At 67.5% G+C, this 26874-nt stretch carries 24 protein-coding genes; 9 read left to right on the top strand and 15 right to left on the bottom strand.

What is annotated here, in order from left to right; genetic code table 11:
• Positions 1 to 17: 17 nt before the first annotated feature.
• Genes QH270_RS03555 through QH270_RS03520 form a run of 8 tightly spaced genes read right to left on the bottom strand, consistent with a single transcriptional unit; the run spans position 18 to position 8656 of the window.
• Complete coding sequence (locus tag QH270_RS03555; RefSeq protein ID WP_280338868.1) at positions 18 to 1196, bottom strand: MlaD family protein; 1179 nt, start codon at positions 1194 to 1196, stop codon at positions 18 to 20.
• Positions 1193 to 2296 (bottom strand): MCE family protein, encoded by a 1104-nt coding sequence (locus QH270_RS03550; RefSeq protein WP_280338867.1) that lies wholly within the window; start codon positions 2294 to 2296, stop codon positions 1193 to 1195. The genes QH270_RS03555 and QH270_RS03550 overlap by 4 nt, the downstream gene beginning before the upstream one ends.
• On the bottom strand, positions 2293 to 3405 hold the full coding sequence (locus QH270_RS03545; RefSeq protein ID WP_280338866.1) for an MlaD family protein: 1113 nt from the start codon (positions 3403 to 3405) through the stop codon (positions 2293 to 2295). The genes QH270_RS03550 and QH270_RS03545 overlap by 4 nt, the downstream gene beginning before the upstream one ends.
• The gene (locus QH270_RS03540; protein WP_280338865.1) at positions 3402 to 4397 is read right to left on the bottom strand and encodes an MCE family protein; all 996 of its coding nucleotides are present in this window, start codon (positions 4395 to 4397) and stop codon (positions 3402 to 3404) included. Before QH270_RS03540 ends, QH270_RS03545 begins: the two co-directional genes overlap by 4 nt.
• Entirely contained in the window at positions 4394 to 5419 is a 1026-nt protein-coding gene (locus tag QH270_RS03535) for an MCE family protein (protein WP_232995894.1), read from the bottom strand. The genes QH270_RS03540 and QH270_RS03535 overlap by 4 nt, the downstream gene beginning before the upstream one ends.
• Positions 5416 to 6894 (bottom strand): MlaD family protein, encoded by a 1479-nt coding sequence (locus QH270_RS03530; RefSeq protein ID WP_280338864.1) that lies wholly within the window; start codon positions 6892 to 6894, stop codon positions 5416 to 5418. Before QH270_RS03530 ends, QH270_RS03535 begins: the two co-directional genes overlap by 4 nt.
• 40 nt (positions 6895 to 6934) lie before the next feature.
• Positions 6935 to 7798: an MlaE family ABC transporter permease gene (locus QH270_RS03525; RefSeq protein WP_280338863.1), complete on the bottom strand. Its 864-nt coding sequence runs from the start codon at positions 7796 to 7798 to the stop codon at positions 6935 to 6937.
• A gap of 3 nt (positions 7799 to 7801) precedes the next feature.
• Positions 7802 to 8656 carry an MlaE family ABC transporter permease gene (locus tag QH270_RS03520; protein ID WP_110037904.1) on the bottom strand — a complete coding sequence of 285 codons (855 nt, stop codon included), beginning with the start codon at positions 8654 to 8656 and terminating at the stop codon, positions 7802 to 7804.
• 458 nt (positions 8657 to 9114) lie between these two features.
• Here QH270_RS03520 and QH270_RS03515 point away from each other — a divergent pair, with 458 nt between their 5' ends.
• Positions 9115 to 9789 (top strand): serine protease, encoded by a 675-nt coding sequence (locus QH270_RS03515; RefSeq protein ID WP_280338862.1) that lies wholly within the window; start codon positions 9115 to 9117, stop codon positions 9787 to 9789.
• A 73-nt stretch (positions 9790 to 9862) separates the two neighbouring features.
• Here the strand turns inward: QH270_RS03515 and QH270_RS03510 are convergent, their stop codons facing one another.
• Both QH270_RS03510 and lppU read right to left on the bottom strand, forming a co-directional pair.
• The gene (locus tag QH270_RS03510; protein WP_280338861.1) at positions 9863 to 11359 is read right to left on the bottom strand and encodes an MFS transporter; all 1497 of its coding nucleotides are present in this window, start codon (positions 11357 to 11359) and stop codon (positions 9863 to 9865) included.
• Between the two features lie 37 nt (positions 11360 to 11396).
• On the bottom strand, positions 11397 to 12014 hold the full coding sequence (gene lppU, locus QH270_RS03505; protein ID WP_280338860.1) for an LppU family putative lipoprotein: 618 nt from the start codon (positions 12012 to 12014) through the stop codon (positions 11397 to 11399).
• A 188-nt stretch (positions 12015 to 12202) separates the two neighbouring features.
• Between lppU and QH270_RS03500 the strand changes: the two genes are divergently transcribed.
• Positions 12203 to 13387 (top strand): serine hydrolase domain-containing protein, encoded by a 1185-nt coding sequence (locus QH270_RS03500; RefSeq protein WP_280338883.1) that lies wholly within the window; start codon positions 12203 to 12205, stop codon positions 13385 to 13387.
• A 66-nt stretch (positions 13388 to 13453) separates the two neighbouring features.
• The gene (locus QH270_RS03495; protein ID WP_280338859.1) at positions 13454 to 14833 is read left to right on the top strand and encodes a cytochrome P450; all 1380 of its coding nucleotides are present in this window, start codon (positions 13454 to 13456) and stop codon (positions 14831 to 14833) included.
• Between the two features lie 29 nt (positions 14834 to 14862).
• Here QH270_RS03495 and QH270_RS03490 read toward each other — a convergent pair whose 3' ends face one another.
• A complete protein-coding gene (locus tag QH270_RS03490) occupies positions 14863 to 15567 on the bottom strand; it encodes a TetR family transcriptional regulator (protein WP_280338858.1) in 705 nt (234 codons plus the stop codon).
• 76 nt (positions 15568 to 15643) lie between these two features.
• On the opposite strand from QH270_RS03490, the gene QH270_RS03485 reads away from it, so the two are divergent.
• From QH270_RS03485 to QH270_RS03460, 6 genes are all read left to right on the top strand, one after another.
• On the top strand, positions 15644 to 16537 hold the full coding sequence (locus QH270_RS03485) for an alpha/beta hydrolase (RefSeq protein ID WP_280338857.1): 894 nt from the start codon (positions 15644 to 15646) through the stop codon (positions 16535 to 16537).
• A gap of 304 nt (positions 16538 to 16841) precedes the next feature.
• Positions 16842 to 17726: a L,D-transpeptidase gene (locus QH270_RS03480; protein WP_432420287.1), complete on the top strand. Its 885-nt coding sequence runs from the start codon at positions 16842 to 16844 to the stop codon at positions 17724 to 17726.
• A gap of 123 nt (positions 17727 to 17849) precedes the next feature.
• Entirely contained in the window at positions 17850 to 18800 is a 951-nt protein-coding gene (locus tag QH270_RS03475; protein WP_432420288.1) for a carbohydrate ABC transporter permease, read from the top strand.
• A complete protein-coding gene (locus tag QH270_RS03470; RefSeq protein ID WP_280338855.1) occupies positions 18797 to 19663 on the top strand; it encodes a carbohydrate ABC transporter permease in 867 nt (288 codons plus the stop codon). The genes QH270_RS03475 and QH270_RS03470 overlap by 4 nt, the downstream gene beginning before the upstream one ends.
• A 20-nt stretch (positions 19664 to 19683) precedes the next feature.
• Entirely contained in the window at positions 19684 to 21012 is a 1329-nt protein-coding gene (locus QH270_RS03465) for an ABC transporter substrate-binding protein (RefSeq protein WP_280338854.1), read from the top strand.
• A gap of 27 nt (positions 21013 to 21039) precedes the next feature.
• A complete protein-coding gene (locus QH270_RS03460; RefSeq protein ID WP_280338853.1) occupies positions 21040 to 22116 on the top strand; it encodes an ABC transporter ATP-binding protein in 1077 nt (358 codons plus the stop codon).
• A gap of 6 nt (positions 22117 to 22122) precedes the next feature.
• Here QH270_RS03460 and QH270_RS03455 read toward each other — a convergent pair whose 3' ends face one another.
• The 4 genes from QH270_RS03455 to QH270_RS03440 form a co-directional block, all read right to left on the bottom strand.
• A complete protein-coding gene (locus QH270_RS03455; RefSeq protein WP_280338852.1) occupies positions 22123 to 23322 on the bottom strand; it encodes a Fic family protein in 1200 nt (399 codons plus the stop codon).
• 93 nt (positions 23323 to 23415) lie between these two features.
• The gene (locus QH270_RS03450) at positions 23416 to 24168 is read right to left on the bottom strand and encodes an MBL fold metallo-hydrolase (protein ID WP_280338851.1); all 753 of its coding nucleotides are present in this window, start codon (positions 24166 to 24168) and stop codon (positions 23416 to 23418) included.
• Between the two features lie 43 nt (positions 24169 to 24211).
• A complete protein-coding gene (locus QH270_RS03445; protein WP_280338850.1) occupies positions 24212 to 24784 on the bottom strand; it encodes a Uma2 family endonuclease in 573 nt (190 codons plus the stop codon).
• Between the two features lie 66 nt (positions 24785 to 24850).
• Positions 24851 to 26866 (bottom strand): M13 family metallopeptidase, encoded by a 2016-nt coding sequence (locus tag QH270_RS03440; RefSeq protein WP_280338849.1) that lies wholly within the window; start codon positions 26864 to 26866, stop codon positions 24851 to 24853.
• Between the last annotated feature and the right edge of the window lie 8 nt (positions 26867 to 26874).

The following is a 26874-nucleotide window of genomic DNA, read 5'->3' as shown; positions in this document are numbered from 1 at the left end:
CGGACCGGGGCAACAACTCACTTCACCGGCAGCGGCGTCCGTTCGTTCGGATCGACACCCGGCGGCATCTGCGCGCCGTTGTTCGGCACATTCGGCCGCGGCGCGTTCGCCGAACCACGGATCTGCTGGTCGGCGGGCGGGTTCACGCAGTAGTTCCACTTCGGGATGGTGCCGTCCTGGACCTCTTCGTTGCGGCGGTACTCCGTCGCGTAGTAGCAGGTCGGGCGGGGCCAGATATCGATGATGGTGTGGAACTCGCCGTCGTGGGCCGGGGCGCTGATCGAGCCGAGACCCAGCGCCAGCGACGGGAAGAGCAGCCGCAGGGCGGGCGTGCGCAGCTGCGCCGCCTTGGTGATGGCGACGAAGTTGGCCGCCAGGCTGCTGATCGGATCGGCCGTCTTGTCCAGCACGGCGCCGAGCGCCTCGAACTGCGCGGGCGCGTTGTCCAGGACACCCTGCAATTCGGCGTTGGCGTTGTTGAACTGGGTGAACAGCGTGCCCGAATTGCTGGTCAGGGTCTGCAGATCCGGCTGCGCGTTGGAGGTGGTCTCGGCGATCACCCGCAGGTTCGCGATGAGGTTCACCGTCTGCGGCAGCAGGTTGTCCAGCCCGGCCACGACCAGGCTGACACCGTTGATGAGGCCGCGCAGCTGATCGGGACCGCCGCCGAGCGCGGTGTCGAGCTCGGTCAGGATGGTCTTGAACTGCTGCGGGTTCACCTGCGAGATCAGCGCGCTGGTGTCGTCGAGCACCGCCCACACCGGGACCGGCGTCTTGATCTGGTCCGGGTTGTACTCGATCACCGCGCCGTCGCCGAGGAACGGGCCGACATCGGACTTCGGACGGAAGTCGATGTACTGCTCGCCCGCCGCCGACAGCGCCGCCACCTGGATCATGGTGTCGACCGGGATCTTGTAGCTCTTGTCGATCTGGGCCTTGGCCGCGATCGCCTGACCCTGGTTGATCAGCTCGACCGAGGTCACCTTGCCGATCCGGTGCCCGCGCAGGGTCACGTCGTTGCCCGGCTGCAGACCACCCGAGCGGTCGAGGGTCACCGTCACGTCGTACTCGGAGCGCAGCGGATTCACCCGCATCACGTTCACCAGCAGGTAGGTGGCGCCGACGATCAGCACGAGCACCAGCGCGGTGTTCGCCAGCACGATCTTGCTGCTGAAGAACTTCTTGGCCTTGCTCATCGGTGGCCTCCCACCCGGCCCTGAACGATCTGCAGCACCTGGATGAAGGTGCCGACGAAATCGTTCACATCCTTGAGATCCGGGAACTTGCTGTTCTCCGGAGCGGTGAGCAACCCGATGTCGAGGTTGGTCAGCGTCGCGTACGGCGCGAGCGACTTGCCCTTGAAGGTCTGGTTGGCGCCGGGGCGGATCGCGTGCAGCTGATCCATGACGTAACCGAAGTCGTCGCCGGTCGCGGCGAGCGCGTTCATCAGGTTGTCGAGATTGGTGAGCAGCTCGGAGAGCTGGTCACCGGTGGTGTTGGAATAGTCGCCGAGCGCGGCGCTGGCGGTGGAGACCTTGGTGAGCAGATCGCCGATGGCCCTGTTGTTCTCGGCGATCGCGCCGATCGCCTGCGGCAGGGTGTCGGCGACCTGGCCGAGCTGGGTCTTGTTGTTCTCGATCGTGTTGGCCAGGGTGTTGAACTCGCCGAGCACCGTGTCGATGCGGTCGCTGTTGTTGTTCAGTTCCCCGATGACCCCGGTCATCTCCATGATCAGGTGCGACAGGTTGCCGCCCTGGCCGTTGAGAATCGACCCGAGCTCGGTGCCCAGGCGGCTCAGACTCGCCACACCGCCACCGTTGAACAGCATCGAGACCGAGATCAGCAGCTCTTCCACCGTGGCGCCGGCCGAGGTGAACTCGCGGGTGAGGGTGTCGCCGTCCTGCAGCGAGGCACCGCCGCTCGTATCGTTCTTCGGCTTCGACAGCGCGATGAACACGTCACCGAGTGGCGTCGCCTGGCGCAGCTCGGCCGTACTGCCCTTGGGCAGCACGATGTCCTTGCTGATCTGCATGACGATATTGGCCTGGAAGTTCTTGGTCGTGATGCCGGAGACCACCCCGACATCGGAACCACCGATCTTCACCTTCGCCTGGTCGGGCAGGTTCAGCGCGTTGTCGAACTCCGCGTTGAGGGTGTAGGTGTCGCCCTCGGCGCCCGGCTTGGGCAGCGGCAGGTCCTCCACAGTGAATCCACAGCCGGAGGTGATCGCCACCGTGGCCACCGCGGCCGCGGCAACGACCGCGCGGCGGGCTTTCATCGTCATTCGTCGCGTCATTTCGTCAGTCCAAGGAGTGCGGCGGTCAGACCGTAATCGGGGCCGAAGTCCTGCATGTTCCCGGAGCGGCAGCCATCGGACTTCATCTGCACCCGCTCGCAGAACACGCTCACGATTTCGCCGGAGAGCGCGGTGCCGATCAGGCCGTGCAGCCGGACGAACCTGCCCTCCTTGTCGATGGCGCCGTCGATGTTCTGCATCAGCAGCGGCACGATGTCGACGATCTCGACCATCGCGCCCGAGTTGGCGCGCAACTGGTTGCTGACGTTGGTCAGCCCCGTGAGCGAGGCGGACAGCTCGTCGGCATGCTCACCGAAGGTGGTCGAGGTGTTGGCCAGGAACTGGTTGAGCTGGTCCAGCGTGGCCTGCAGGCCGGGCGCCTGCTCGGCGAGTAGGCCCGACATGGCGGTCACCCGGTTGCTGAAGTCGCGCACCGACTGGTCGTTGTCGGCCAGCATCGTCGTCAACTCGTTGAGCTTGATGATGATGTTGGAGATCGCGTCCTTGTTGTCGACACCGACCTTGAGCGCCGCCGACAACGCGTCCAGCGTCTCGCGGATCTTCTGCCCGTTGCCGTTGAGCACCGGGTAGAGCACGCGGCCCGAGAGCGGGCCGAGCCCTTCCTGGCCCTCTTCCGGCTTGAGCGAGGCGGAGAACTGGTCGATGGTCTTGATCATGGTGTCCAGCTCGACCGGGGTCCTGGTGCTGGCCTTGGTCAGATGCTGGCCCGACTCCATCTCCTCGCCGCCGGTGTAGGGCGGGGTGATCTCGATGTGCCGGTCGGTGACGATCGAGGGCGAGACGATCGCGGCGATCGCCTCCTTCGGGATCTTCACACCCGCGTCGATGGTCATGTGGACCTCGACGTAGGTGCCCTTGGGCACGATCTTGTCGACCTTGCCGACCGCGAGGCCGAGGACCATGACCTCGTTGCCCTCGTACATGCCCGCGATGTTCTCGAAGTCGGCGGTGATCTTGGTCGTCCGGCCGAGCGCGTCGTTCACCGAGCCGGGCATCAGCGAGCAGCTGCCCAGCGCCAGCGCCGTTGCGCCGATCATCAGGTACCGGCCCAGCGCCTTGCCGCTACGGAATGTCGAAGTCAGTTTCATCCTGCGCACCCCTGGATCACCTGAACGAAGCACAGCCAGTTGTCGGGGAACAACCACGGCAGCGAGACATCGCCGTAGTTACCGTTGCCGAGCGCGTTGTTGAAGTAGCGCGCGGTGGGCTGGCCGATCTGCAGCAGCCGGTCGAGGTTCTCCTTGTTCTTCTGCAGGCCCTCGGCCATCGTGTTGAGCTGGCCGATGGTGCCGCCGAACTGGCCACCGTTCTCGGCGCCGATCTCCTCCAGCTGACGGGTCAGCGTGGCGATGTTGTCGAGCAGCTGACGCAGCAGGTTCTGCCGCTCCATCACCCGGTTGGCGATGGCCTCGCCCTGGGTGATCACCAGCAGGATCGAGTTGCGGTTGTCGGCCAGCAGCTGGGTGACCCGGTTCAGGTCCTTGAGCAGGCTGTCGACCTCGCCCTTGCGCCGGTCGACAACCTTGGCCAGCGCGCCGACGCTGTCGAGCGCCTGCGCGACCAGCTGCGGGGAATCGCCGAGCTCGCCGTTGATGGTGTTGAGCGAGGCGGCCAGCTTCTTGGTGTCGAGTTCCTCGAACTTCGGCGTACCGACCTGCACGACATCGGCGATGTCGTAGGGCACGTCGGTGTTGGTGCGCGGGATCGTGTCGTCCTTCAGGCCCGATCCGTCACCGGGCTTCAGGTCGACGTAGCGAGCGCCGAGCAGCGTGGCCATCTTGATCGAGGCGTGCGCGTCGGGCCCGAACTTCAGCGAGTTGTCGACATCGAGGGTCACCACCACGTGATCACCCTCGATCTTCGCGCCGGTGACGGTGCCGACCTGCACGCCCGAGACCGCCACCTTGTCACCGGTCTTGATCCCGGCGGCCTGCACGAACTCCGCTTCGATGGACTGCCTGCCGATCCCGATGAACTGGTAGATCGTCGAGCCGACCAGCAGCACGATGATCACCAGCGAACCGATGACACCGAGCCAGAAGTTCCGGTTGCCGAGGAAGGACCTCTTCAGCTTGCTCATCGGCACACCGCCGAGTGCGAGTTGCCACCGATCTGGCTGAACAGGCCGCGCGGGAACAGCACGCCGTAGAGCGAGACGTCCAGGCCACACAGGTAGGCGTTCGCGTGGGTGCCCTCGGAGGTCATCCGGCCCAGGTCGGCGAGCATCGAGGGCATGTCGATCGCGGCCTGGTCGAGCTTGGCACCGTTGGCCAGCAACAGGTTCAGCGCCGCGGTGGACGAGTTCTGGGCCGCGGCCAGCTGGGGCTGGATCTTGCCGACCATGCTGACCAGCGAGGTGGTCGCGTCGGCCAGGATGACCGTCGAGTTCTGCAGCGACTGGCCCTGTTCGTAGAGCCCGCCGATCAGCGCCCGGGTCTGGGTAACCAGGGTCTCCAATTCATCCCCTCGCTTGGCCAACCCGGCCATGACGCCGGACAGGTTGGTGATCACGTCGGACAGAATCGCGTCCCGACGCTGGAAATCGGTGGCCAGCTGAGCCGCCTGCACGATGAAGGACGACAGCGAGACGCCGTCACCCTGCAGCGCCTGGATCAGCGTCTCCGACATCGCGTTGACCTGCGCGGGCTCCAGCGCCTGGAACAGCGGCTGGAATCCGTTGAGCAGCGCGGAGATGTCGAACGACGGTTCGGTGCGCTCGAGCGGAATGGTCGATCCGCTCTTCAGCGCCTGCGGGCTGGCCGCCTCACCAGGGGTCAGCGCGACGTAGCGCTGGCCGATCAGGTTCTGGTAGCGGACCAGCGCCTTGGTGTCGTCGAAGACCGTCTGGTCGCTCTGCACGATGAACGAGACCTTGGCGTCGTTCTTGCCGTCGAGCTCGATCTTCTCGACCTTGCCGACCCGGACGCCCGCCATGCGGACATCGTCGCCGGGCCGCAGGCCGAGGACGTCGGTGAAGATCGCGGTGTACTTGCGGGTGTCTCCGTCGACCGTGCGGGCGAGCGTGTTCCACACGACCACGATGACCAGCATCGAGACGAGCGCGAAGATACTGAACCCGATCAGTGGCTTACGGATGCTCATGCGCCACCCCCGTTTTCGGACACTTGCAGGGTTCCGCCCTTCAAAATCGGACCGAGCAGCAGGTATTCGGATGCCGTCGGCTTACGCCCCAGCAGTTGCGTCATCGCCGCTTCGCCCTGGTAGGAGATCGGCTTGCCGGACGGGGCCGAGGCGGGCTCCACCGGCGCGGGCTCCGGGGCGGGAGCCGCGGCCGGGGCGGGCGCGCCGCCGAGGATGCCGGGCAGGCCCGGGATCTGGATCGACGGCACCAGGCCCTCGAGCGGCGTCCCGGCGAACGGCTTGACCTCGGTGCCGTTCGCGGTCTGCATCGGCGCGATGCCCGGGGTGGTGAGGCCGGGGATCGCGGGCATGCCCGGGATCGCCACCAGCGGCGGCAGTCCGGCGGCCGAGTCCAGGGCGCGCGGGCGCACGCTCTCCGGCATCGGCGGGATGCTCACCTCGGCGGGCGCGGTGAAGCAGCTCGGGCCGAGCAGGTCGCCGTAGCGCGGGCATTCGGCGACGGTGTTCGGCTTGTACGGGGTGAACGTCAGGCCGGCGTTCCACACCATCTGCTTGCCGCTCGGGCCGCCGTGGAAGGTCGTGTTCAGCTGTGCCAGCGAGGGTCCGAACACGTCGAAGGTCTTCGTGATCGAGGCCGGATCGTCGGCGACGGCGCCGAGGGTGGCGTTCATGCCGGTGGTGACCTCCTTGCCGACGTCCGGGTTGGCCGCGAACAGGTCGTTGACCCGGTCGGTGGTGGCACTGGCGCCGGCGAGCAGCGCGATCAGCTGGTCGCGCTTGGTCGCGATGGTGTTCGCGGTCTGCACCGAGCTGCCGAGCACGTTGAGCAGTTCCGGCGCCGACTGGTTGAGCGCGTGCGCCGAGGCCGAGAAATTGTCGAGCATGCCGCCCAGGTTCGGCCCCGCGTCGGCGACCGTGGTCAGCCAGTGGTCGAGCCGCTGGATGGTCGAGCCGGGGACGCGGCCGCTGCCGTCGAGGGCCTGGGTGAGGGTGCCGAGCACCCGGCCCAGCTGCACCGGGTCGACCTCGTTGAGGATGTCGCGCACCGTGGTGAGCGTGTCCTGCAGCGCGATCGTGCCCTGGCTGCGGTCCTCGGGGATCTGCGAGCCCTCGCGCAGGTAGTCGTCGGACGCGCCGTTGAAGACCAGTTCGACCGAGGTGACGGCGAACAGGTTGCTCGGCACGACGCGGGCGGTGACGTTGCTCGGGATGTCGCCGGCGAACTCGGGCTTGAGCTCGATGTTCACCTTCTGGGTCTCGCCCTTGTCGACGATCTCGACGTCCTTGACCGCGCCGACGAGCACGCCGCGGAACTTCACGTCGGCGTCGGACGGCAGGCCGTCACCGGTGGTCGACAGGTTGGCGGCCACGTTCACCTTGGGCACGAAATAGCCCTGGTACCTGGCCATCAGGAAGCCGAGGATCACCGCGAAGACCACGAGACCGCAGGCTCCGGCGATGTACAGCTGTTTCATCGTGGGTCCGCGCCCACTGGGATCGATGATCATCGCGCGCCTACCCCGAGATCCTGATTCCGGGGTTGACGCCCCAGATCGCCAATGTCATGAACAGGTCGGCGAACACGACCAGGATGATGCACATCTTGATCGCGCGGCCCGCCGCGACGCCGACGCCCTCGGGACCACCCGAGGCGAAGAAGCCGTAGTAGCACTGGATGAACGTCGTGATCATGACGAACACGACCGCTTTGAGCAGCGAGTACAGCACGTCGGTCGGTACCAGGAATTGGTAGAAGTAGTGCGAATAGGTACCCGCCGCAGTGCCGCCGATCAACTGCACGGTGACCGAGCAGGACAGGTAGGCCATCACCAGGCCGATGCAGTACAGCGGCACGATCGCCATGACCGCGGCCATCATCCGGGTGCTGACCAGGTACGGCAGCGGGCGGATGGCGATGGAGTCGAGCGCGTCGATCTCCTCGGAGATGCGCATGGCGCCGAGCTGTGCGGTGAATCGACAGCCCGCCTGTGCCGCGAACGCGAGTGCCGCCAGCAGCGGGCCGAGTTCACGGGTGGTGGCGAAGGCCGAGATGGCACCGGTGATGGGGCTCAGGCCGAGCAGATTCAGCGAGGTGTGGCCCTGGATGGCCACCGTCATGCCGCCGAAGGCGCTGATGATCAGGATGACGCCGATGGTGCCGCCACCGACGACGATGTTGCCGTTGCCCCACGTGACGTCGGAGAGCAGCCGCCAGATCTCCTTCGGATACTGCTTGAACGCCAACGGGATCGAGCCGACGGACCGCAGGAAGAAGAAGACCTGGTGGCCGAGGCGGGCCAGCATGTCGATGGGCGCCTTGCCCGCGGCCTGGAGTTGCCGTAGCGGGCGCAGCAGGGGAGGTACATATGTTGATGACATGGCTCAGACCACCTGTGGGGGGAAGACGGCGGCGTAGATCTGCGTGATCGCCACGTTGACACCGAGCAGCATGACCATCGAGCTGACGACCGCCGAGTTCACCGCGTTGGCGACGCCACCGGGGCCGCCGCGCGCGTTCAGGCCGGAGTCGCACGCGATGATCGAGGCGATGAGACCGAAGATCACCGACTTGAGCAGCGCCACCGCGAGATCGCGGGTGACCGCGAACGAGGCGAAGGTGCTCATGTAGGAACCGGGCGTACCCGCCTGGGCGAAGATGTTGAACATGTAGCCGGTGATGAAGCCGACGAAGACCACGAAGCCGCACAGCAGGAAGCTGACGAGCATCGCCGCGCCGAGCCGGGGGGCAACCAGCCTGCGCAACGGGTCGACGCCCATCACCTTCATCGCGTCGATCTCTTCGCGGATGGTGCGCGAGCCGAGGTCGGCGCACACGGCCGAGCCGACCGCGCCGGCGATCATGATCGAGGTGACCAGCGGCGCGCCCTGCTGGATGATGCCGAGGCCGTTGGCCGCGCCGATGAACGAGGTCGCGCCGACCTGTCCGGCGACAGCGCCGACCTGAATCGACACGATGACCGCGATCGGAATGGCGACCAGTAGGGTCGGGGCGGCGGCCACGCTGGCCATGAACGCGCACTGGCGGACGAACTCGTCGAAGGGAAAGCGCCTGCGGAAGATCGCGACGATCAACTCCGTGACCGCTTCGATACCCATCGTGATCTGTCGACCGAAGGTCTCGAGTGACTTCTTCGGATGGTCGTCCCAAAGGCCCTTGGTCCAGTCGACAGCTTCACTGACGCGTGAACGGGCGGGCGGACTCTTGGTCGACTGCACTGCTTTTACCCCTCTCGACGCCAGGTCATCAACACCCCGACGACTTGTTTGCTTGACGCACCTTACTACGGAGTAGCGCAGAACACACCACCGACATGTGAGCGCTGTCATAGAGAGAGGTCACTGTCCGGAAACAGCAATGCGTCCTGCCACGTCGGACCATACAGCCCACAATTGTGCGGGTATGGCACTTACGTCAGATGTCGTTTTCCGGGCCGTATCCAGCATTGGCGGCGGTGCCGAATAAATATTGCGGAAAACTGTCATTCATAACGAGACCCCCGGGCGAATACCCCGACATGTCACAGGTTCGTATAAAACTGGACAATTGATCATTTGTATTGATAGAAGCCCGCTATCGCCGAACGTCGCTGGTGGCGGGGCGCGCCCGGGACGGAATACAGGCACGATAGGCAGACCGAATTGATATCGTGCGGACTTCCGACGTCTGGAGGGACATGTTCACCACACTCGCCAAGGTGGCCAACGCCGCCTTCGCCGTCGCCCTCGGTGCCGCGCTGCTCGGCACCGGCGCGGGCACTTCGCAGGCACAACCCGGCCCGCCGGTGATCGGCGGCGGCTCCGGAATCGTCATCGACAACACCTTCGAATGCACCGTCACCACCGTCGGCCACGACGGTGCCGGACGCCTCGTCGGCCTCACCGCGGGCCACTGCGGCGACGCGGGCGCGTCCGTCACCGCCGAGGTCGACCGCGGTTTCGGCGAGATCGGCCGGTTCGTCTACAGCAACCACGAACTCGACTACGCGGTCATCGAGTTCACGCCGGGGCGGATCATCCCGGTCAACCGGATCGGCAATGTCAGCATCACGGGCGTCGGCGGGCCCGCCCAGTTCCCGACGATCGTCTGCAAGGAAGGCCGCACCACCGGCAACACCTGCGGCATCACCTGGGGCGATGTGTTCCAGACCAACACCGAGACCTGGTCGCAGATGTGCGTGGTCGAAGGTGATTCCGGCGCACCGGTGGTCGTCGGCTCGACCCTGGTCGGCATGGTGAACGCCTACCTGGCCGTGGCCTGCTTCGGTCCCGAGGTCGGCACCAACATGAACTCGATCATGGACGACATCAACGCCCGCGGCGGCGTGGGAGCGGGCTACCGGCCTGTGTAGATGGCGGCTGGCGCCGGCGGGTTCGCGGCCCCCGGCTGTCTCGCGTCCGAGGGGCGATACTGCGGCTTCGCCGTTATGTCTCGCCCCTCGGACGCGAGACGGGCCGCGAACGTGGTGGCCGGCCCGAGGTGGTCGGCGCCAGCGCGGGGCCATCGGAGCCCGCGCAGTGCGGGACACAGTCGACCCGCTCCGGCGCTGGCGTCTGACGCGGGACCCGCAGCAGCACACCGGCGATGACGGCGCCGACGAGCAGCAATACCGCGCACCAGCGCATCGCGGTATCGAAGCCGGCGGCGAATCCGACCGGGTCGCCGAAATCGCCGGACAACCCCGCCAGGCCGGGAAGCGCAGCGACAGCGAGCAATTGAGCCGTCCTGGCCACCGCGTTGTTCACCCCCGACGCGATCCCCGCGTCGGCGACGGGCACCGCCGCCAGTACCGCGCCGGTCAGCGGGGCGACCATGACCGCCAGGCCGAGGCCGAAGATCAGCACGCCGGGCAGCACATCGGTGAGGTAGTTCGCCTCGGCGCCGACCCGCTGCAACGCGAACACGCCGACCGCGGCCAGCAGCGGGCCCGCGGTCATCGGCAGGCGCGGGCCGTGCCGCTGCGCCCAGCGTCCGGCGGGCGCCGAGAGCACCAGCATCAGCAGCGTCACCGGCAGACTGGCCGCGCCCGACGCCATCGGCGAATAGCCCGCGACCAGCTGCAACTGCAACACCAGCAGGAAGAAGACGCCGCCGAGCGCGGCGTAGACGAACAGCGTCACCAGGTTCGCGGCGGTGAACACGCGCGAGCCGAACAGCGACGGCGGCACCAGTGGATTCGGGCTGCGCAGCTCGACGAGAACGAACCCGGCCAGGCCGAGGACGCCGATCCCGATCAGCACCGGATAGCCGTCGATCAGGCCGAGGGTGAGCGCGCCGAGGGCGCAGGCGACGATCACCGCACCCGGCACGTCGATCCGGGCCGGCGCGGCGGGATCACGGCTCTCCGGCACCCACCGCACCGCGATCACCGCGACGACCAGCGCCAACGGCACGTTCAACAGGAAGATCGCGCGCCAGCCGACCAGATCGATCAGCCCGCCGCCGAGCAGCGGACCCAGCGCACCGGCGACGCCGCCGAGCCCGGACCACAGGCCGATCGCACTGCCCTGATCACGCTCGTCGAGCGAGGCCGAGATCAGCGCCAGACTGCCCGGGGTGAGCAGCGCGCCCGCGACGCCCTGCAACAGGCGCGCGACGACCAGCATCTCGATGTTCACCGACACCGCGCACAACAGCGAGGTGAGGGCGAATCCGACGATCCCCCAGACGAACACGCGCCGCCGCCCGAGCCGGTCCCCGAGGGAGCCGCCGAGCAGGATGAACGAGGCGAGGGTGAGGGTGTAACCGTTGACCGTCCACTGCAAGCCGGCGACATCGGTGTGCAGCGATTCGCCGATGCGTGGCAGCGCGACCGAGACGACGGTGGCGTCCAGCGACGCCATCGAGGAGCCGAGGATGGTGGCGAGCAGAATCCACCGTCCGGAGGCTGACTTCAGCCGAACCGTCCTGATCGGGGGCACCCGTCCAAACTAGCCGTTCGGCAGACCCGGCACCGGGTTACAGGCTCTCCACACAGACCACGACCTGTCGCTCTTCGTACTTGAAGCCCGAATCGGCGGCGTCGGGGCAGGAGTCGACGCTGTCGGTGCCGTTCTTGATGGTGATCACCTTGACCGGCTCCGAACCCGGCTCGCTGCACTCGATGCGCTTGGGCTCGTCGCCGCCGACGTCCATGCAGCCGCCGACCACCCAGTCGATGTCGAGGCACAGCGCGCCGGTCTCGATGCCGTTGAGGGTCTCGGCGTAGTAGTTGTCGCGGTCGCTGACGCAGCCGCTGCTGGTCGGCGCCTTGCCGATGACCTTGTAGTTCGACGAGCGGCTGCCGCAGGAGGCCTTCTCGATCGTCGCGTCGGTGACGGTGCCGCCGAGCGAGACGCAATCGCCGATGTTGGCCTGGAAGTCCGTGTCGCCGCCCTTGCTCGAGGTCGGCGCGGGTTTGCTCGTCGTCGGCTTGCCCGGCTTCGTGGTCGGGCTGCCGGTGCTGGTCGCGGGGACCACATCGATAGCGGGTTGCGCGTGGCCGTCGATGGTGCCACCGCACCCGGTCGCGACGAACGCGGTCACGGTGATGGCGACGGCGCCGACGATCCGGCCGATGGGCAGGTCTGCAAACACCTACTGTGAATACACCACCGGAGCCACCCGCGTCGACTCGATCCCGCCGGGCGGTCGCCGGTTACCCTTGGTCTTCGGCCTCCCGGCCGAACCTGCATCAGGAGGTGAACCCGATGGTGGCAGCAACGGCGGGAGATTTCGGCCCCCGGACCAGGCGTGGTGGCGAGCCGCTCGCGGCGCCGCGGCAGATGCGGGTGGATCCGCGGTTCATCCGGCTGGCCGATCACTTCTTCGGACTCTTCCCGCAACCCCACCGCGGCGGCGGCGCGCTCGCCATCTATCTGGACGGCAAGCCGGTGGTCGACATCTGGGCGGGCTGGGCGGCCAAAGATCAGCGCTGGAACGGCGAGCACGTCGCACTCACCTTCTCCACGGGCAAGGGTGTCGCGGCCACGGTCGTGCACCGGCTGGCCGAGCGCGGACTCATCGACTACGAGGCGCCGGTCGCGCGGTACTGGCCCGAGTTCGCCGGGCACGGCAAGCACGACATCACCGTGCGCGACGTGCTCTCGCACCGGGCCGGACTGCACCGGGTGCGCGGGCTGGTGCCCGGCCGCGAGGGCATCCTCGACTACGACGCGGTGATCACCGCGCTCGCCGAGAGCCCGGCCGATCCGCGCCGCATCCGGTCCTCGGGCTATCACGCGATCACCTTCGGCTGGCTGGTCGCCGAGATCGTGCAGCGCGTCACCGGCGAACCGTTCACCGAGGTATTGCGCCGAGAAGTGGCCCAGCCCTTGGAAACCGAGGAATTCTGGTTCCAGGTCCCGTCCGCGCAGCGGCACCGGATCGCCAAGATCTTCCCGCATCTCGCGCCGCCGGGGATCCGCTGGAACACCGCGTCCTCGGTGCTGTCCTGGGTGCGGCCGATCCGCGGGCTGGCCGAGGCCGGGATGCCGGAAAGTTTCGACGAACTGGTGCGCGACCCGCGCGTGCACGACGCGGTGATGCCGGGCTGGAACGGAGTCTTCTCGGCGCGGGCGCTGGCCAGGATGTACGGCGCCCTCGCCAACGACGGAGTGGTGTACACCGGCGACGACGAACCGGTGCGATTCCTGCGCCCGGAGACGATCGCGACCGTCAACCGGACCCAGCAGACCGACAGCCGCGACTACGTCCTCGGCCTGCCGCTGCGGTTCACCCTCGGCTACCACCGTCCCGTGCTGATGACCAAGCAGCAGCCGCGACATGCGTTCGGGCACTACGGGATCGGCGGATCGGGTGCCTACGCCGACCCTGATCTGCGGATGTCGATCGCCTTCGTCACCAATCGGCTCGGCAACGCCGTCACCGCGCTCGGTGACGCGCGGCTGGCGAAACTGTCGGCCATCGCGCAGGGCACCGTGCGCAGGCTGCGCGCGAGCGAGCCCTAGCCAACATCGAACCGGTGGGCGCGGCGGACCGTAGTGCAAGGCATGAACGGACGGAGGAGGCGGACGGTGACCTCGCGGCGGATGGGCACCCCGCGTCCACCGCGCTGGTCGTTGCCGCACGGACTGGCCGCGGCCTGGGATCTGGACGGCTACCTGCGGCGGCGCGCCCGCCACGGCGATCCGTTCGCGGTGGGTTTCCCCGGATTTCCGCCGGTGCTGTTCACCGGCACGGCCGACGGCGCGCGCGAACTGTTCCGTATTCCTGTGTCTCTGGTGCGGCCGCCCGGCCCTAATCCGATCGAGCCGATGGTGGGCGCCGCGTCGCTGATCCTCAGTTCCGGATCCCGGCACCGGACCGACCGAGCCCTGCTCGCGCCCGCGCTGCACGGGGCGCGCACGAAGGAGCTGGCCGGGGTGATCCGCGAGGCGACCCTGGCCGAGCTCGAAAGTGGTTCCGGCGCAACGGGTCCGTGGCGTATCGGTAGCACGATCGATGCCTTGGCCGCGGCGCGGTCGATCACCCAGCGGGTCATCCTGGCCACCGCGTTCGGCCCGACCGCCCGTGCCACGCCTGACTCGGCTCGCCTGCGGACCGATCGCGCGGCCGAATACGCCGCTGCCATCGGCGATTTCCTCGCGTCGTTCACCACGCCACTGCTCGCGGCACCGGTATTACGCCGTGGCCCAGCGGGATTCGGGCCGTGGGGGAGATTCGTCGCCGCCCGCGCCCGGCTCGATCGATTGATCCAGCGCGATATCGATCGACGGCGCGCCGACGGCCCCGGCGACGGCGGCCTGCTCGACGTGCTCCTCACCACCCGCTACGCCGACGGCGCCACCATCACCGATACCGAACTGCGCGAACAGCTGCGCACCCTGCTCGTCGCCGGCCACGAGACCACGGCGACGACCCTGACCTGGGCGCTCTACCACCTGCACCGCGAGCCGGGGTTGTGCGCTCGGCTCACCGCCGAACTCGCGAACGCACCCGACGATCCCGAGGAACAGGCGCGACTGCCCCTGCTCGGCGCCCTCTGCCAGGAGACCCTGCGTTTGCACCCACCGGTGCCGATCGTGCTTCGCACCCTCACCGAACCGTGGCGCTGGCGCGGGCTCGACCTCCCCGCCGGACAGACCATCGGCTTGGCCGTCGGCGTCCTGCACAGTCAGCGGTCGACGTGGCCCGCGCCGCGCCTGTTCCATCCCGATCGCTTCCTCGACCGCAAGATCGGGCCGTTCGACTACGCGCCGTTCGGTGGCGGCCACCGCCGCTGTATCGGCGCGACACTGGCCGAACACGAGCTGCGCGTCGTCCTGGCCACACTGCTGACCGCGACGGAGCTGCGGCTCGAGCCCGCCCTCGCGCTCGGCAAGCGGCCGCGGGCCGTGCCCCGGAACCTCGCGACCGCTCCCGGCCGCCCGATCCGGTTCGTCCGCGTCGCCTAGCAGTTTCTCAGTATCAAATTCTCATAACATCAGGTTTTGAGACAGCGATAGACCGTCGCCCTGGACACCCCGAACCTGGCCGCGATCTCCTCGGCGCCCACGCCTTCGGCATGGAGCGCTTTCACCCGGTCGACGCGATCGGCGGCGAGTTTCGCCGGCCGCCCGCCGGCCCGTCCGCGCGCACGGCTCCGCGCAGCGCCGGCGGCCGGCGCGCCGAGCAGCACCCGGGCGCCGTCGAGGATCAGCTCGCGCAGCGTCGCGGCGGGCGTGTCGCGGAACAGCACCACCGGGTCCGCCAACCCGGCCACCACCTGCGCGGCCCTGACCCGCTCCGCGATCCCCGCCGCCGGACCCGCGACCAGCTCGTTGGCCAGCGCGATCGCGGCGCGGAACCGATCGGCGATCGGGGCTTGCACCAGCAGCGTCATGTCCTTGACCAACATGGTGAGTGTGTGTCGATGGCGCAGGTGCACGTCGACATAGCCCTCGATCGCCCGCCACCGCACCTGCTCGGGGTCGCCGTTCGCCTCGGCCGCGGCCAGCACCGCCTCCAGCTCGTCGAGCAGCGGCACCGTCAGCCGCTGGAGGATCGCCTCTTTGGAATCGAAGTGGTAGTAGAGCGCCGCTTTGGTGATGCCGACCTCGTCCGCGATGGCCTGCATGGGCGTGGCGCGGTAGCCGCGCGCCGAGAACAGCGCACCGGCGGCGGACAGAATCCGCTCGGATGTCGTCACGATGTACTTACCTCAGGTCAGTCGATGGGGTAGATTGCCGACCAAGGGTCAGTCTATTGCCGCGGAGTTGGTCAGCATGGGGAGCACGGTCACATTCGATGTCGCGGGGGCCCGGTGCGCCGGGCGCCTCTGGCTGCCCGCCGGCCCGGAGACGGTGCCGTGCGTGGTGCTCTGTCACGGTTTCAGCGGAACCATGGACCGGCTGTTCGACTACGCCGAGCGCTTCGCGGCGGCCGGTTTCGCGGCCCTCGTCTTCGACTATCGCGGTTTCGGCGCGAGTGGTGGCGAGCCGCGACAGGCGCCGACGATCGGCGGCCAGCTCGACGACCTGCGCGGCGCCGTCGCCTTCGCCCGCGCGCACCCGCGTATCGATGCGGAACGCATTGTCCTGTGGGGTAATTCGCTGGGTGGCGCGCACGCGGTGACGGTCGCCGCCGACGATCCACGGATCGCGGCCGTGGTGGCGCAGATCCCCTTCAACGGTTTCCCGAAGAAGGTGGCCGGCCGCTCCGCCGCCGACACCCTGCGCCTGCTGACGGCGATCGTGGACGACGCCGCGCGCGGCGCGCTCGGGCTGCGGCCGCGCTACATCCCGATGGTCGGCGCGCCCGGCACGACGGCCGTCACCACCACCGCCGAGGCCGAACAGCACATCCGCACCCTGACCGGGGACGGGGAAACCAGCTGGCGCAACACCGTCGCCCCGCGTGCGCTGCTCACGATGATGACGCGCTATCGCCCGGCCGAGTCGGCGGCCCGCCTGCGCTGCCCGCTGCTCGTCTGCGCCGCCGCCGACGACCACGAAACGCCCCTGGAGACCAGTCGCGCGCTGGCCGACCGCGCGCCGCACGGCGAACTGCGGGTCTACCCGGGCACGCACTTCAGCTTCTACACCGACCCGTCCCTGCGCGAGCGCGTGGTCACCGAGCAGATCGCGTTCGCCCGCGCGGCGACGACAGCGCATCCGTAGCGAGCCACTTCACAATCGCCGAGTGATTTCGGTCACTTGACGTTTGAAGCTCACACGGATGTGCTTCGACCGGCCCCGAGATCACTCCCGTCGACTCGCCGCCGTGAGCGTGGCGTTTGACGAAACCCGGTGGATCACAGCGCGTTATGTGATCCAGGGCACAGAGTTGCCGAGTCGTTATCGCCACGCAACGGCGCTGGCACGTTGTCACCCCGGCCAGGTAGGAATGGACGGTCAGGGTCGGGGAGTAGTAACGCGTCAATCACGAAGATCTCGTGGCGCCTCGTGCGGCACGGGAGATGGAATGGACGAGAAACCTATGCACTACGAGGCACATACGCAGCGATCGCGTCGGCTTCGCCGGGGCCTGCTGCTGTCGGCGGCCATCGCGACGACCGGCGCCCTGCTGGTGATCCCCGCGCAGGCCGAGCCGACCCTCCCGGGCTCCGGTTCCAGCCAGCCCGCGGTGGACGCGCCCGCCACCCAGGCGCCGTTCGCGCCGCCGAACATCAACATCGCCGACGGCGAGACCGTCGGCGTCGCGCAGCCGATCATCATCACCTTCAAGGAGCCGGTCGCCGACCGCGCGGCCGCGGAGAAGGCCATCAAGGTCACCTCCAACAACCCCGCGCCCGGCCACTTCTACTGGACCGGTGAAAAGCAGGTGCGCTGGAAGCCGAACGAGTTCTGGCCGGCCAACACCGACGTCACCGTCGCGGCGGGCGGCACCACCAGCTCGTTCCACATCGGTGACGCGTTCGTCGCCTACGTGGACGACAACACCAAGATGATCACCGTGACGGTCAATGGCGAGACGGTGCGCGAGATGCCGACCTCGCTCGGCAAGCCGGGCTACGAGACCCCCAACGGCACCTACATCGTGGGCGAGCGCCTCGAGAAGATGACCATGGACTCCTCCACCTACGGCGTCCCGGTCACCGATCCCGAGGGCTACAAGCTCGAGGTCGAGTACGCCACCCGCCTGTCCAACAGCGGCATCTTCGTGCACGCCGCGCCGTGGTCGGTCGGCCAGCAGGGCTACTCCAACGCCAGCCACGGCTGCCTGAACGTGAGCACCGAGAACGCCAAGTGGTTCCTCGAGAACGCCAAGCGCGGCGACGCGGTCATCGTCTCCAACACCCAGGGCCCGACCCTGAGTTCCGGTGACGGACTGGGCGACTGGAACTGATTCGCTGAACAAAAGCCGAACAATACGATCAATCGCGATCGTGTTGTTCGGCTTTTTGCTGTACTCAGCCCTGTGCGCCCGATGTTCAGAAGATCGGCGGCCAGGGTTAACCAACAGTTCGCCATGCGCCGTAAAACTGCCGCGGTGCGAAGCAGTCCAGAGCGGGTCCTCCCCGCGCCACGAGGCCGCGGGCTGAAAAGCCGCCCGTGGCAGGACTATGCGCTGTTCCTGGTCCTGGTCGTACCGAATCTGGTGCTGCTGACGCTGTTCGTTTACCGGCCGCTGGCCGACAACATCCGGCTGTCGTTCACCGACTGGAACATCGCCGATCCCGTCGCCACCCCGGTGGGTTTCGACAACTACCTCGAGTGGTGGCAGCGCGACGACTCATGGAAGGTCGTCTCCAACACGGTGATCTTCACCGTCGCCGCGGTCGTGGTGAGCATGGCCCTCGGACTCGCGCTGGCACTACTGCTCGACCGAAAGCTCTTCGGGCGCAATGTTGTTCGCTCCGCCATTTTCGCGCCGTTCGTGATCTCGGGCGCGGCCATCGGCGTCGCCTTCCAATTCATCTTCGACCCGAGTTTCGGACTGGTCCAGGACGTACTGCACCGGCTCGGGGTCGAGCGGGTGCCGGACTTCTACCAGGACCCGCACTGGGCGCTGTTCATGGTGACGATCACTTACATCTGGAAGAACCTCGGCTATACCTTCGTCATCTATCTGGCCGCGTTGCAGGGTGTGCGCGCCGAGTTGATGGAGGCGGCCGAAATGGACGGCGCGAGCCGCTGGACGACTTTCACCAAAGTGCTTCTCCCGCAATTACGTCCGACTACCTTCTTTCTATCGATCACCGTGTTGCTGAATTCGCTCCAGGTCTTCGACATCATCAATGTGATGACCCGCGGTGGACCGCTCGGCAACGGCACCACCACCATGGTGTTCCAGGTCTACGAGGAATCGTTCCGCAATTTCCGGGCCGGTTACGGCGCCACCGTCGCCACCATCATGTTCCTGGTGCTGCTGGTGGTCACGCTGATCCAGGTGCGCGTGATGGATCGGGGTGAGCGATGAGACACGTCGGCCCACAGACGCTCTCGTACCGCAGACGGGAACGCGCGATCACCGCGCTCGGCTACGCCGCGATGGTGTGCGTGCTCATCCTGATCGGCGTGCCGCTGTTCTGGATCCTGATCACCTCGGTCAAGGACCGGCCAGACATCTACACCCAGCCCGCGGTGTACTGGCCGCGCACCTGGCATCCGGAGAACTACGGCGAGGCCACCACGACGGTGCCGTTCTGGACGTTCCTGCGCAATTCGGTGATCGTCACCGGCATCGTGTCGGCGGTGAAGTTCGTGCTCGGGGTGTTCAGCGCGTACGGGCTGGTGTTCCTGCGCTTCCCAGGCAAGAACATCGTGTTCCTGGTGATCATCGCGGCCCTGATGGTGCCCAACCAGATCACCGTCATCTCCAACTACGCGCTCATCGCACAGCTGGGCTGGCGGAACACCTTCCAGGGCATCATCATCCCGCTGTGCGGGGTCGCCTTCGGCACCTTCCTGATGCGCAATCACTTCCTGTCGCTACCCGCTGAGGTCATCGAGGCGGCGCGGATGGACGGCGCGAACTGGTGGCGGCTGCTGACCAGGGTGGTGCTGCCCATGTCCGGGCCGACGATGGTCGCGTTCGCGGTCGTCACGCTGGTCAACGAATGGAACGAGTACCTGTGGCCGTTCCTCATGGCCGACTCGGCCGAGGTAGCCACCCTGCCGGTGGGCCTCACGCTGCTGCAGAACACCGAGAACCCCTCGGTCACCAACTGGGGTCCGGTGATGGCGGGCACCGTGCTCACGATGCTGCCGATCCTCATCGTGTTCCTGGCCCTGCAACGTCACATGATCAAAGGCCTCACCTCCGGTGCGGTCAAGGGTTGATTCTCGAACGGAGATCCACGTTGTCCACAACACGATTCCCGGCGCTGAGCCGCCGCGGCTTCCTCGGTCTCACCGGCGCCGCCGCCGCGGGTCTGGCGCTGACCGCCTGCGCGGGCACCGGCGGCGGATCCGGGTCCGGCGGCGACGCCAAGACCATCACCTTCTGGTCCAACCACCCCGGCACGTCCAAGGAACTCGAACTGGAGCTGATCAACCGCTTCACGGCGAAGTACCCCGACCTGACGGTCAACCTGGTCGACGCCGGCAAGAACTACGAGGAGGTGGCGCAGAAGTTCAACGCCGCGCTCACCGGCGGCGACCTGCCCGATGTCGTCGTGCTCTCGGATGTCTGGTGGTTCAACTACGCCCTGACCAAGGCGATCGAGCCGCTCGACGGGCTCTTCGGCGCGGCGGGTGTGCAGCTCGACGACTACGTCGACTCGCTCGCGGCCGACTACCTGTTCGACGGCAAGCACTACGCCCTGCCCTACGCCCGCTCGACCCCGCTGTTCTACTACAACAAGGACGTGTGGGCGAAAGCCGGTCTGCCCGACCGCGGTCCGAACTCCTGGCAGGAATTCGACGAGTGGGGTCCGAAGCTGCAATCTGTCGTGGGCGCCGACAAGTTCGCGCACGCCTGGGGCGACGCCAAGAACTACCTGGGCTGGACCTTCCAGGGCCCGAACTGGACCTTCGGCGGCGCGTACTCCGACAAGTGGACGCTGAAGTTCACCGACCCCGGCTCGATCGCCGCGGCCACCTACCTGCGCGACTCGATCAACGTGAAGAAGTACGCGGCGATCCGCCCGCAGATCGCGGTCGACTTCGGCACCGGCGTCGCGGCCTCGACGATCGCCTCCACCGGTGACCTCAAGGGCATCAAGAAGAACGCCGACGGCAAGTTCGAGCTGGGCACCGCCTTCCTGCCGCACCCGAACGGCCCCGGCGTCACCACCGGCGGCGCAGGCCTGGCCATCCCGTCGCGGATCTCGGACGAGCGAAAGGCCAACGCGCTCAAGTTCATCGAGTTCGTCACCAACGCGGCCAACACCGCGTACTTCTCGCAGAACACCGGGTACATGCCGGTGCGCAAGTCGGCGGTCAACGATCCGTCCGAGGTGGACTTCCTGGCGAAGAACCCGAACTCGAAGGTCGCCATCGACCAGCTCGCGGTGACCAAATCGCAGGACTACGCGCGGGTGTTCGTGCCCGGCGCCGATCAGATCATCGGCACCGGCTACGAGCAGATCGGTCTCCAGAACGCCGATCCCGCGGCGGTTCTGGCGAAGGTCGCCGCCGACGTGCAGGCGATCATCGACCGGCAGATCACCCCCAAGCTGCCGAAGTAGTTCTTGCCGACCCCAGGAGTATTCGCCATGGCGACAGTGCAGTTCGACGGTGTGACGCACCGTTACCCCGGCGCCGACAGCCCCGCTGTCGACGCGCTCGACCTGGATATCGCCGACGGCGAATTCCTGGTGCTGGTCGGGCCGTCGGGCTGTGGCAAGTCGACCAGTCTGCGGATGCTCGCCGGGCTCGAATCGGTGGAGGCCGGGACGATCCGGATCGGTGACCGCGACGTCACCGGCCTCCCACCGCGCGCCCGCGACGTGGCGATGGTGTTCCAGAGCTACGCCCTCTACCCGAACATGACCGTCGCCGAGAACATGGGCTTCGCCCTGCGCAACGCGGGAATGAGCAAGGCCGACACGCTGGTTCGCGTCCGCGAGGCCGCGGCCATGCTGGAACTGGAGCCCCTGCTCGACCGCAAACCGGCCAAGCTCTCCGGTGGTCAGCGCCAGCGCGTCGCGATGGGCCGGGCGATCGTGCGCAGGCCACAGGTGTTCTGCATGGACGAGCCGCTGTCGAACCTGGACGCCAAGCTGCGGGTGAGCACCCGCTCCCAGATCGCCGCGCTGCAGCAGCGGCTCGGCACCACCACGGTCTACGTCACCCACGACCAGGTCGAGGCGATGACGATGGGGCACCGCGTGGCCGTCCTGCGCGACGGCACGCTCCAGCAGATCGCCTCGCCCCGCAAGCTCTACGACAACCCGGTCAACACCTTCGTCGCCGGCTTCATCGGCTCGCCCGGCATGAACCTGCTCGAGGCGCCCGTCACCGACGGCACCGCCGTGCTGGACGGCCTGCGAATCCCGGTTCCGCGCACCGTCACCGGCAAGCGCGTCGTCCTCGGCATCCGCCCCGAATCCTGGGAGGTCACCACCGATCCCCAGGGCATCACCGTCGTCGCCGAACTCCTCGAAGAACTCGGCGCCGAATCCTTCGTCTACACCCACGGCGCCGGCACCGACTGGTCCACCCGCTCCGGCAAGATCGTCATCCGCGTCGACCGCCGCTTCCACACCACCCTGGGCGAAACCCTCCACCTACGCCCCAAGCCCGACGAGATCTTCTATTTCGACGCCGAATCCGACCTCCGCCTGCGCTGATTCGCGTCAGGTGAGTGACACGGCTGTGCGTTTGCCGATCGCCGCACTGAGCGAATCGAGTTCGGCGAGGATGTCGGTCGCGGCCCAGACGCGATTTCGCTTGGATTCGGAAAGGACCACGAGCACGCCGGCATCGGTGAGCCGGTCGAGGGCTCGATAGGTGCTCGCCTCAGTGGTGCCGGTCAGCCGGTGCGCGATGTCGATATTGAGGATGGGGTTGTCCAGCAGGTTCGCCAGCAGAGTCTCGTCGGAGGAACCCGACCTCGGCTTCGCGGTCGCCCGCCAGTGTTGCGGCAGCGATGCCAGCGCGCGTGCCGAATCCATCGCGGCCACACTGGAATGCACCGCCGCGAGCGCGACATATTCCACGAACTCGTCGACGCCGCCCGCGCGGTAGCCGGTCAACTTGTCGAAGTACCGAGCCGTGTTCGCCAGCATGACCGAAGCCATGGGAACGGTCACCCGGTCGGTCAGGCCGCGGTGGCGAAGGATCGCGCTGATGAGGGCGCGGCCGATCCGCCCGTTGCCGTCGACGAACGGGTGGATCGACTCGAATTGGGCGTGCGCGATCGCCGCTTGTGCGAGAACCGGCAGATCGCGACGGCTCGCGAACGTCAACAGATCGTCCATGAGCTCGGGAACGAGGTCTGGCGGTGGCGGCACGTACAGTGCGTCGATCGGGGTGTAGTCACTGCCGCCGATCCAGTTCTGCACGTCTCGGAACCGGCCGGAATCCCTGGCCCCGTAATAGTCCGGTGCCATCAGCAGTCCGTGGGCGCGAAGCAGGTCATCGACCGTGGTCGGTCTGCGACCGGCCGCGTCGACCAACGCTGTCAGCGCCTGCACGGCGGCGAGCTGGGCACGAGCCTCATCACTGGCCTTGGCACCGCCGATCGCCTTACCGAAGGCACGCCATCCCGCATCGATGTGTTCGATCTTCGATGAGGCGACGGATTCGCTGCGCAGCAGGAAGTCGCCCAGTGGCGCGAGGTACTGGCCGTGACCGGCCTCGAGGCGTGCGACCGCGATCACCGCATCCTCTTGGACACGCGCCACCGCGCCCGCGGCGTTGTAGTCGAGGTCGGCGATGCGCGGTGGAATCGCCACTTCGATGCGCTCGAGTGTCCGATCCGCGCGGGAGCCCTGTCGGTGCTGCGGCGTCCACGCACGTTCCTCGATCCGGTGCGCGGGCCACGGGGTGGTCATGACTTGTCGCAAAGTACAGTAGCCATCCATTTACTATACTTTAACTATCACAAACGCGACTTCATGGCTGAGTACTCGCGTTTGACGAAGCCGTTATTTGCGTTGTTGGGGGGCGATTTCCCTGGCACGCGCCACCGCTTCGGCGATGCCTTCGCTCCACACGGGGCCGTGGCCGGGGAGGACGAGGTCGGCTGGGAGTGATTCCAGGGTTGTGAAGGCGGCGATGGTGGCCGGGGTGTCGTGGTTGAAGAAGTTGGGGAGGGGTTGGGGGCCTTGGAGTTTCGAGGTGGGGTGGGCGGTGACCAAGGTGTCGCCGGTGGCCACGGCGCCTGCGGCGGGGAGGTGGAAGGCGGAGTGGCCCGAGGTGTGGCCGGGGCAGGGGATCGGGACCGGGCGGCCGGGGAGGTCCAGCGGGTCTTCGGTGGGGAAGGGCTGGATGTGAGGGACGGTGTTCTTGCGGAGGCCGCCCGCGGCCGTGATGCGCGCGGCCCAGGCGATGGTGTCGCGGTCGGTGAGGCGCTTGATCACGTCGAGCGGAGTCGCGGACTCGTGGCGCTCGCCGCGGGCATGGGCCACCTCGATCGCGCTGGTGTAGGCGGGAATCCCATAGCGGCGGTGCAGGTGGTTCAGCGCGCCGACATGATCGAGATGCGCATGCGTCAGCAGGATCGCGGCGATGTCCTCGGGACGGTGACCGAGCGCGCGGATCGCCCGCTCGATCGTCGCGGCGTCGCCGTACCAGCCCGCGTCGATCAGGGTGAGATCCCGACCGTCGCGCACGAGGTACATGTTGACGTGCGTACCGCCGATGACGAAGACGTCATCGGCCACTTGCTGCCAGGCCATCACCACTCCATCGCGTTCTGCTACCGCCGCGCCATCGGACCGGTCACACCGTGCGAGCGCCGGTCAGTGCATCCAGATCGACGGTCAACGGGAACGGCGCCGCCAATGTCACCGATCCAGTTGCCCGCGGCGTGATGCGGTACTCGCCCTGGTCGAGGGTGTATACGGTGAGACCGACCGAAGACGGGTCGAGGATATCGATCACCCAGTAGTGCGTAATCGAATTCGCCGCGTACTCCCCCGCTTTGACCGCATAGTCGCGCACCGCGGATTCGCCGGACGTGGCGATCTCGATAGCCACCTCGATCTGGTCGGCGCGTACCCGCTGCTGCTCGCCTACCGCACTGTCAGCCACCACGACATCCGGCACCCGACGAGGTGAACGGCCGATCAATTCGGCTTCCAGCTCCGCGAATGCCTCGTACCCGACCGGCAGTTGGCTGTCGAGCTGGATGAGCAGACGCTTGATCGCCCGGCTGTGCGGCGCCGCTGGTCGCGCGTTCACGAGCAGGAAACCATCCTCGATCTCGTAGCGATGTGTCGAGTCGATCGGCAAGGCATCGAACTGTTCGGCTGTGATCGGCCGCCTACGCGGTGCCGATGCTGTTTCAGCCATCACCTACCACCTCTGCTTCTCACCGCCCGGCGATGCGTCGAGCTCCATCATCGCACCCCACGGTGGCTACCAGATCGTCACGCGCTCCTCGGGCGCCAGGTACAGCTTGTCGTCGGAGGAGACGTCGAAGGCTTCGTAGAAGCTGTCGATGTTGCGGACCACGGCGTTGCAGCGGAACTCCGGCGGGGAGTGCGGGTCGACGGCGAGGCGGCGGATGGCCTCCTCGGGGCGGGCCTTGGTTCGCCACACCTGGGCCCAGCCGTAGAACACGCGCTGCAGGCCGGTGAGGCCGTCGATCACCGGCGGCTCGGCGCCGTCGAGCGAGATCTTGTACGCGGCCAGCGCGATCGACAGGCCGCCCAGGTCACCGATGTTCTCGCCGATGGTGAACTCGCCGTTGACCTTGTGCTCGTCGGCAAGGTCGGCGGGGGAGAGCACGCTGTACTGGTCGATCAGCGCCTTGGTGCGCTTGGCGAACTCGGCGCGGTCGTCGTCGGTCCACCAGTCCTTCATGTTGCCGTCGCCGTCGTACTTGGCGCCCTGGTCGTCGAAACCGTGGCCGATCTCGTGGCCGATCACCGCGCCGATGCCGCCGTAGTTGGCGGCGTCGTCGGCGTTCATGTCGAAGAACGGCGGCTGCAGGATCGCGGCCGGGAAGACGATCTCGTTCATGCCGGGGTTGTAGTAGGCGTTCACCGTCTGCGGGGTCATGAACCATTCGCCCCGGTCCACCTCGCCACCCAGCTTTCCCAGGTCGCGGTCGTGATCGGCGGCGTAGCCCCGGCGGTAGTTGCCGACCAGGTCGGCCCGGTCGATCTCCACCGCGGAGTAGTCGCGCCAGGTGTCGGGGTAGCCGATCTTGGGGGTGAACTTCGCCAGCTTGGTCAGCGCGGCGGCCCTGGTGTCCGGGCCCATCCACTCCAGCTCGGCGATATTGCGCCGGTAGGCCTCCTGCAGGTTCGCGACCAGCTCCACCATCCGCGCCTTGGCCTGCGGCGGGAAGTGCTTGGCCACATACAGTTTGCCCACGGCCTCGCCGAGCAGGTCCTGCACCAGCGATACGCCGCGCTTCCAGCGTTCCCGGTTCTCCTGCGCGCCGGTGAGGGTGCGGCCGTAGAAGTCGAAGTTCTCCTCGACGATCTCGTCGGTGAGGAACGCGGCCCTGGCGTGCAGCACCTGCCAGCGCGCCCAGTCCTGCCAATCCGCGTGCGGCACGGCGGCCCACGCCTGCGCGAACGCGCGCACGTAGTCGGGCTGGCGGACCACCAGCTCGGCGAACAGTTCCGTGCCCGGCCGGTCGAGACCGGCGGAGACGGCGTCGACCCAGGCGGCCCAATCGAATTCGGGGTTGCGCGCGACGAGGTCGGCGAAGGTGACGAGGTTGTAGCTCTTCTCGGCGTCGCGGCGGCGCACCACGTCCCAGTGCCCGGCCGCGAGCGTGCGCTCCAGCTCGAACACACGGCGGGCGGCGTCGTCCGGATCGGCGGGCAGCAGCCCGGCCAGGGCCGGATCGGCGGCGGCGATGGTGAACATCTTCGCGATGTGGGCCTGGTAGGCGGTGCGGATCTCGGCGAACTCGTCGGACCGGTAGTACGACTCGTCCGGCAGTCCGATGCCGGACTGGGTGGCGTGCACCAGGTAGCGGGTGGAGTCCTTGTCGTCGGTGTCGACGTAGTAGCCGAGCGCGCCGCGCACCCCGGTGCGCTGCAAGCGGCCGAGCAGGGCCGCGAACGCGCTCTGATCCGCCACCTCGGCGATCTCGCGCAGCTCGGCGGCGATCGGCGTGAACCCGGCCGCGGCCACCGTCTCGGTGTCCATGAAGCTCGAGTACAGGTCGCCGATCTTGCGGGCGTCGGCGTCGTCGGAGGTGCCCGCCGCGCTCTCGGTGATGATCGCCTGCACATCGAGCTCGGCCTGGTCGTAGAGCGTGCGGAAGGCGCCGTCGACCGCACGGTCGGCCGGGATCTCGTACTCGGCCAGCCACTGACCGTTGACGTGCGCGAACAGATCGTCCTGCACCCGCACATCCTGGTCACGGAAGGACAGGTCGATACCGGAGGGAGCGCTCAGATCGGAAGTCACGCGCTCCA

The sequence above is a fragment of the Nocardia neocaledoniensis genome (assembly GCF_029868625.1).
In the GTDB taxonomy this organism is placed as follows: Bacteria; Actinomycetota; Actinomycetes; order Mycobacteriales; family Mycobacteriaceae; genus Nocardia; species Nocardia neocaledoniensis_A.
This window is presented reverse-complemented; position numbering and strand designations above follow the sequence as displayed.

Excerpts from the sequence above, each read along its gene's own strand:
- QH270_RS03555 (WP_280338868.1), bottom strand. The coding sequence starts at position 1,196 with ATGAGCAAGGCCAAGAAGTTCTTCAGCAGCAAGATCGTGCTGGCGAAC.
- QH270_RS03550 (WP_280338867.1), bottom strand. The coding sequence starts at position 2,296 with ATGACGCGACGAATGACGATGAAAGCCCGCCGCGCGGTCGTTGCCGCG.
- QH270_RS03545 (WP_280338866.1), bottom strand. The coding sequence starts at position 3,405 with ATGAAACTGACTTCGACATTCCGTAGCGGCAAGGCGCTGGGCCGGTAC.
- QH270_RS03540 (WP_280338865.1), bottom strand. The coding sequence starts at position 4,397 with ATGAGCAAGCTGAAGAGGTCCTTCCTCGGCAACCGGAACTTCTGGCTC.
- QH270_RS03535 (WP_232995894.1), bottom strand. The coding sequence starts at position 5,419 with ATGAGCATCCGTAAGCCACTGATCGGGTTCAGTATCTTCGCGCTCGTC.
- QH270_RS03530 (WP_280338864.1), bottom strand. The coding sequence starts at position 6,894 with ATGAAACAGCTGTACATCGCCGGAGCCTGCGGTCTCGTGGTCTTCGCG.
- QH270_RS03525 (WP_280338863.1), bottom strand. The coding sequence starts at position 7,798 with ATGTCATCAACATATGTACCTCCCCTGCTGCGCCCGCTACGGCAACTC.
- QH270_RS03515 (WP_280338862.1), top strand. The coding sequence starts at position 9,115 with ATGTTCACCACACTCGCCAAGGTGGCCAACGCCGCCTTCGCCGTCGCC.
- QH270_RS03500 (WP_280338883.1), top strand. The coding sequence starts at position 12,203 with ATGCGGGTGGATCCGCGGTTCATCCGGCTGGCCGATCACTTCTTCGGA.
- QH270_RS03485 (WP_280338857.1), top strand. The coding sequence starts at position 15,644 with ATGGGGAGCACGGTCACATTCGATGTCGCGGGGGCCCGGTGCGCCGGG.
- QH270_RS03480 (WP_432420287.1), top strand. The coding sequence starts at position 16,842 with ATGGACGAGAAACCTATGCACTACGAGGCACATACGCAGCGATCGCGT.
- QH270_RS03475 (WP_432420288.1), top strand. The coding sequence starts at position 17,850 with ATGCGCCGTAAAACTGCCGCGGTGCGAAGCAGTCCAGAGCGGGTCCTC.
- QH270_RS03470 (WP_280338855.1), top strand. The coding sequence starts at position 18,797 with ATGAGACACGTCGGCCCACAGACGCTCTCGTACCGCAGACGGGAACGC.
- QH270_RS03460 (WP_280338853.1), top strand. The coding sequence starts at position 21,040 with ATGGCGACAGTGCAGTTCGACGGTGTGACGCACCGTTACCCCGGCGCC.
- QH270_RS03455 (WP_280338852.1), bottom strand. The coding sequence starts at position 23,322 with ATGACCACCCCGTGGCCCGCGCACCGGATCGAGGAACGTGCGTGGACG.
- QH270_RS03450 (WP_280338851.1), bottom strand. The coding sequence starts at position 24,168 with ATGGCCTGGCAGCAAGTGGCCGATGACGTCTTCGTCATCGGCGGTACG.
- QH270_RS03445 (WP_280338850.1), bottom strand. The coding sequence starts at position 24,784 with ATGGCTGAAACAGCATCGGCACCGCGTAGGCGGCCGATCACAGCCGAA.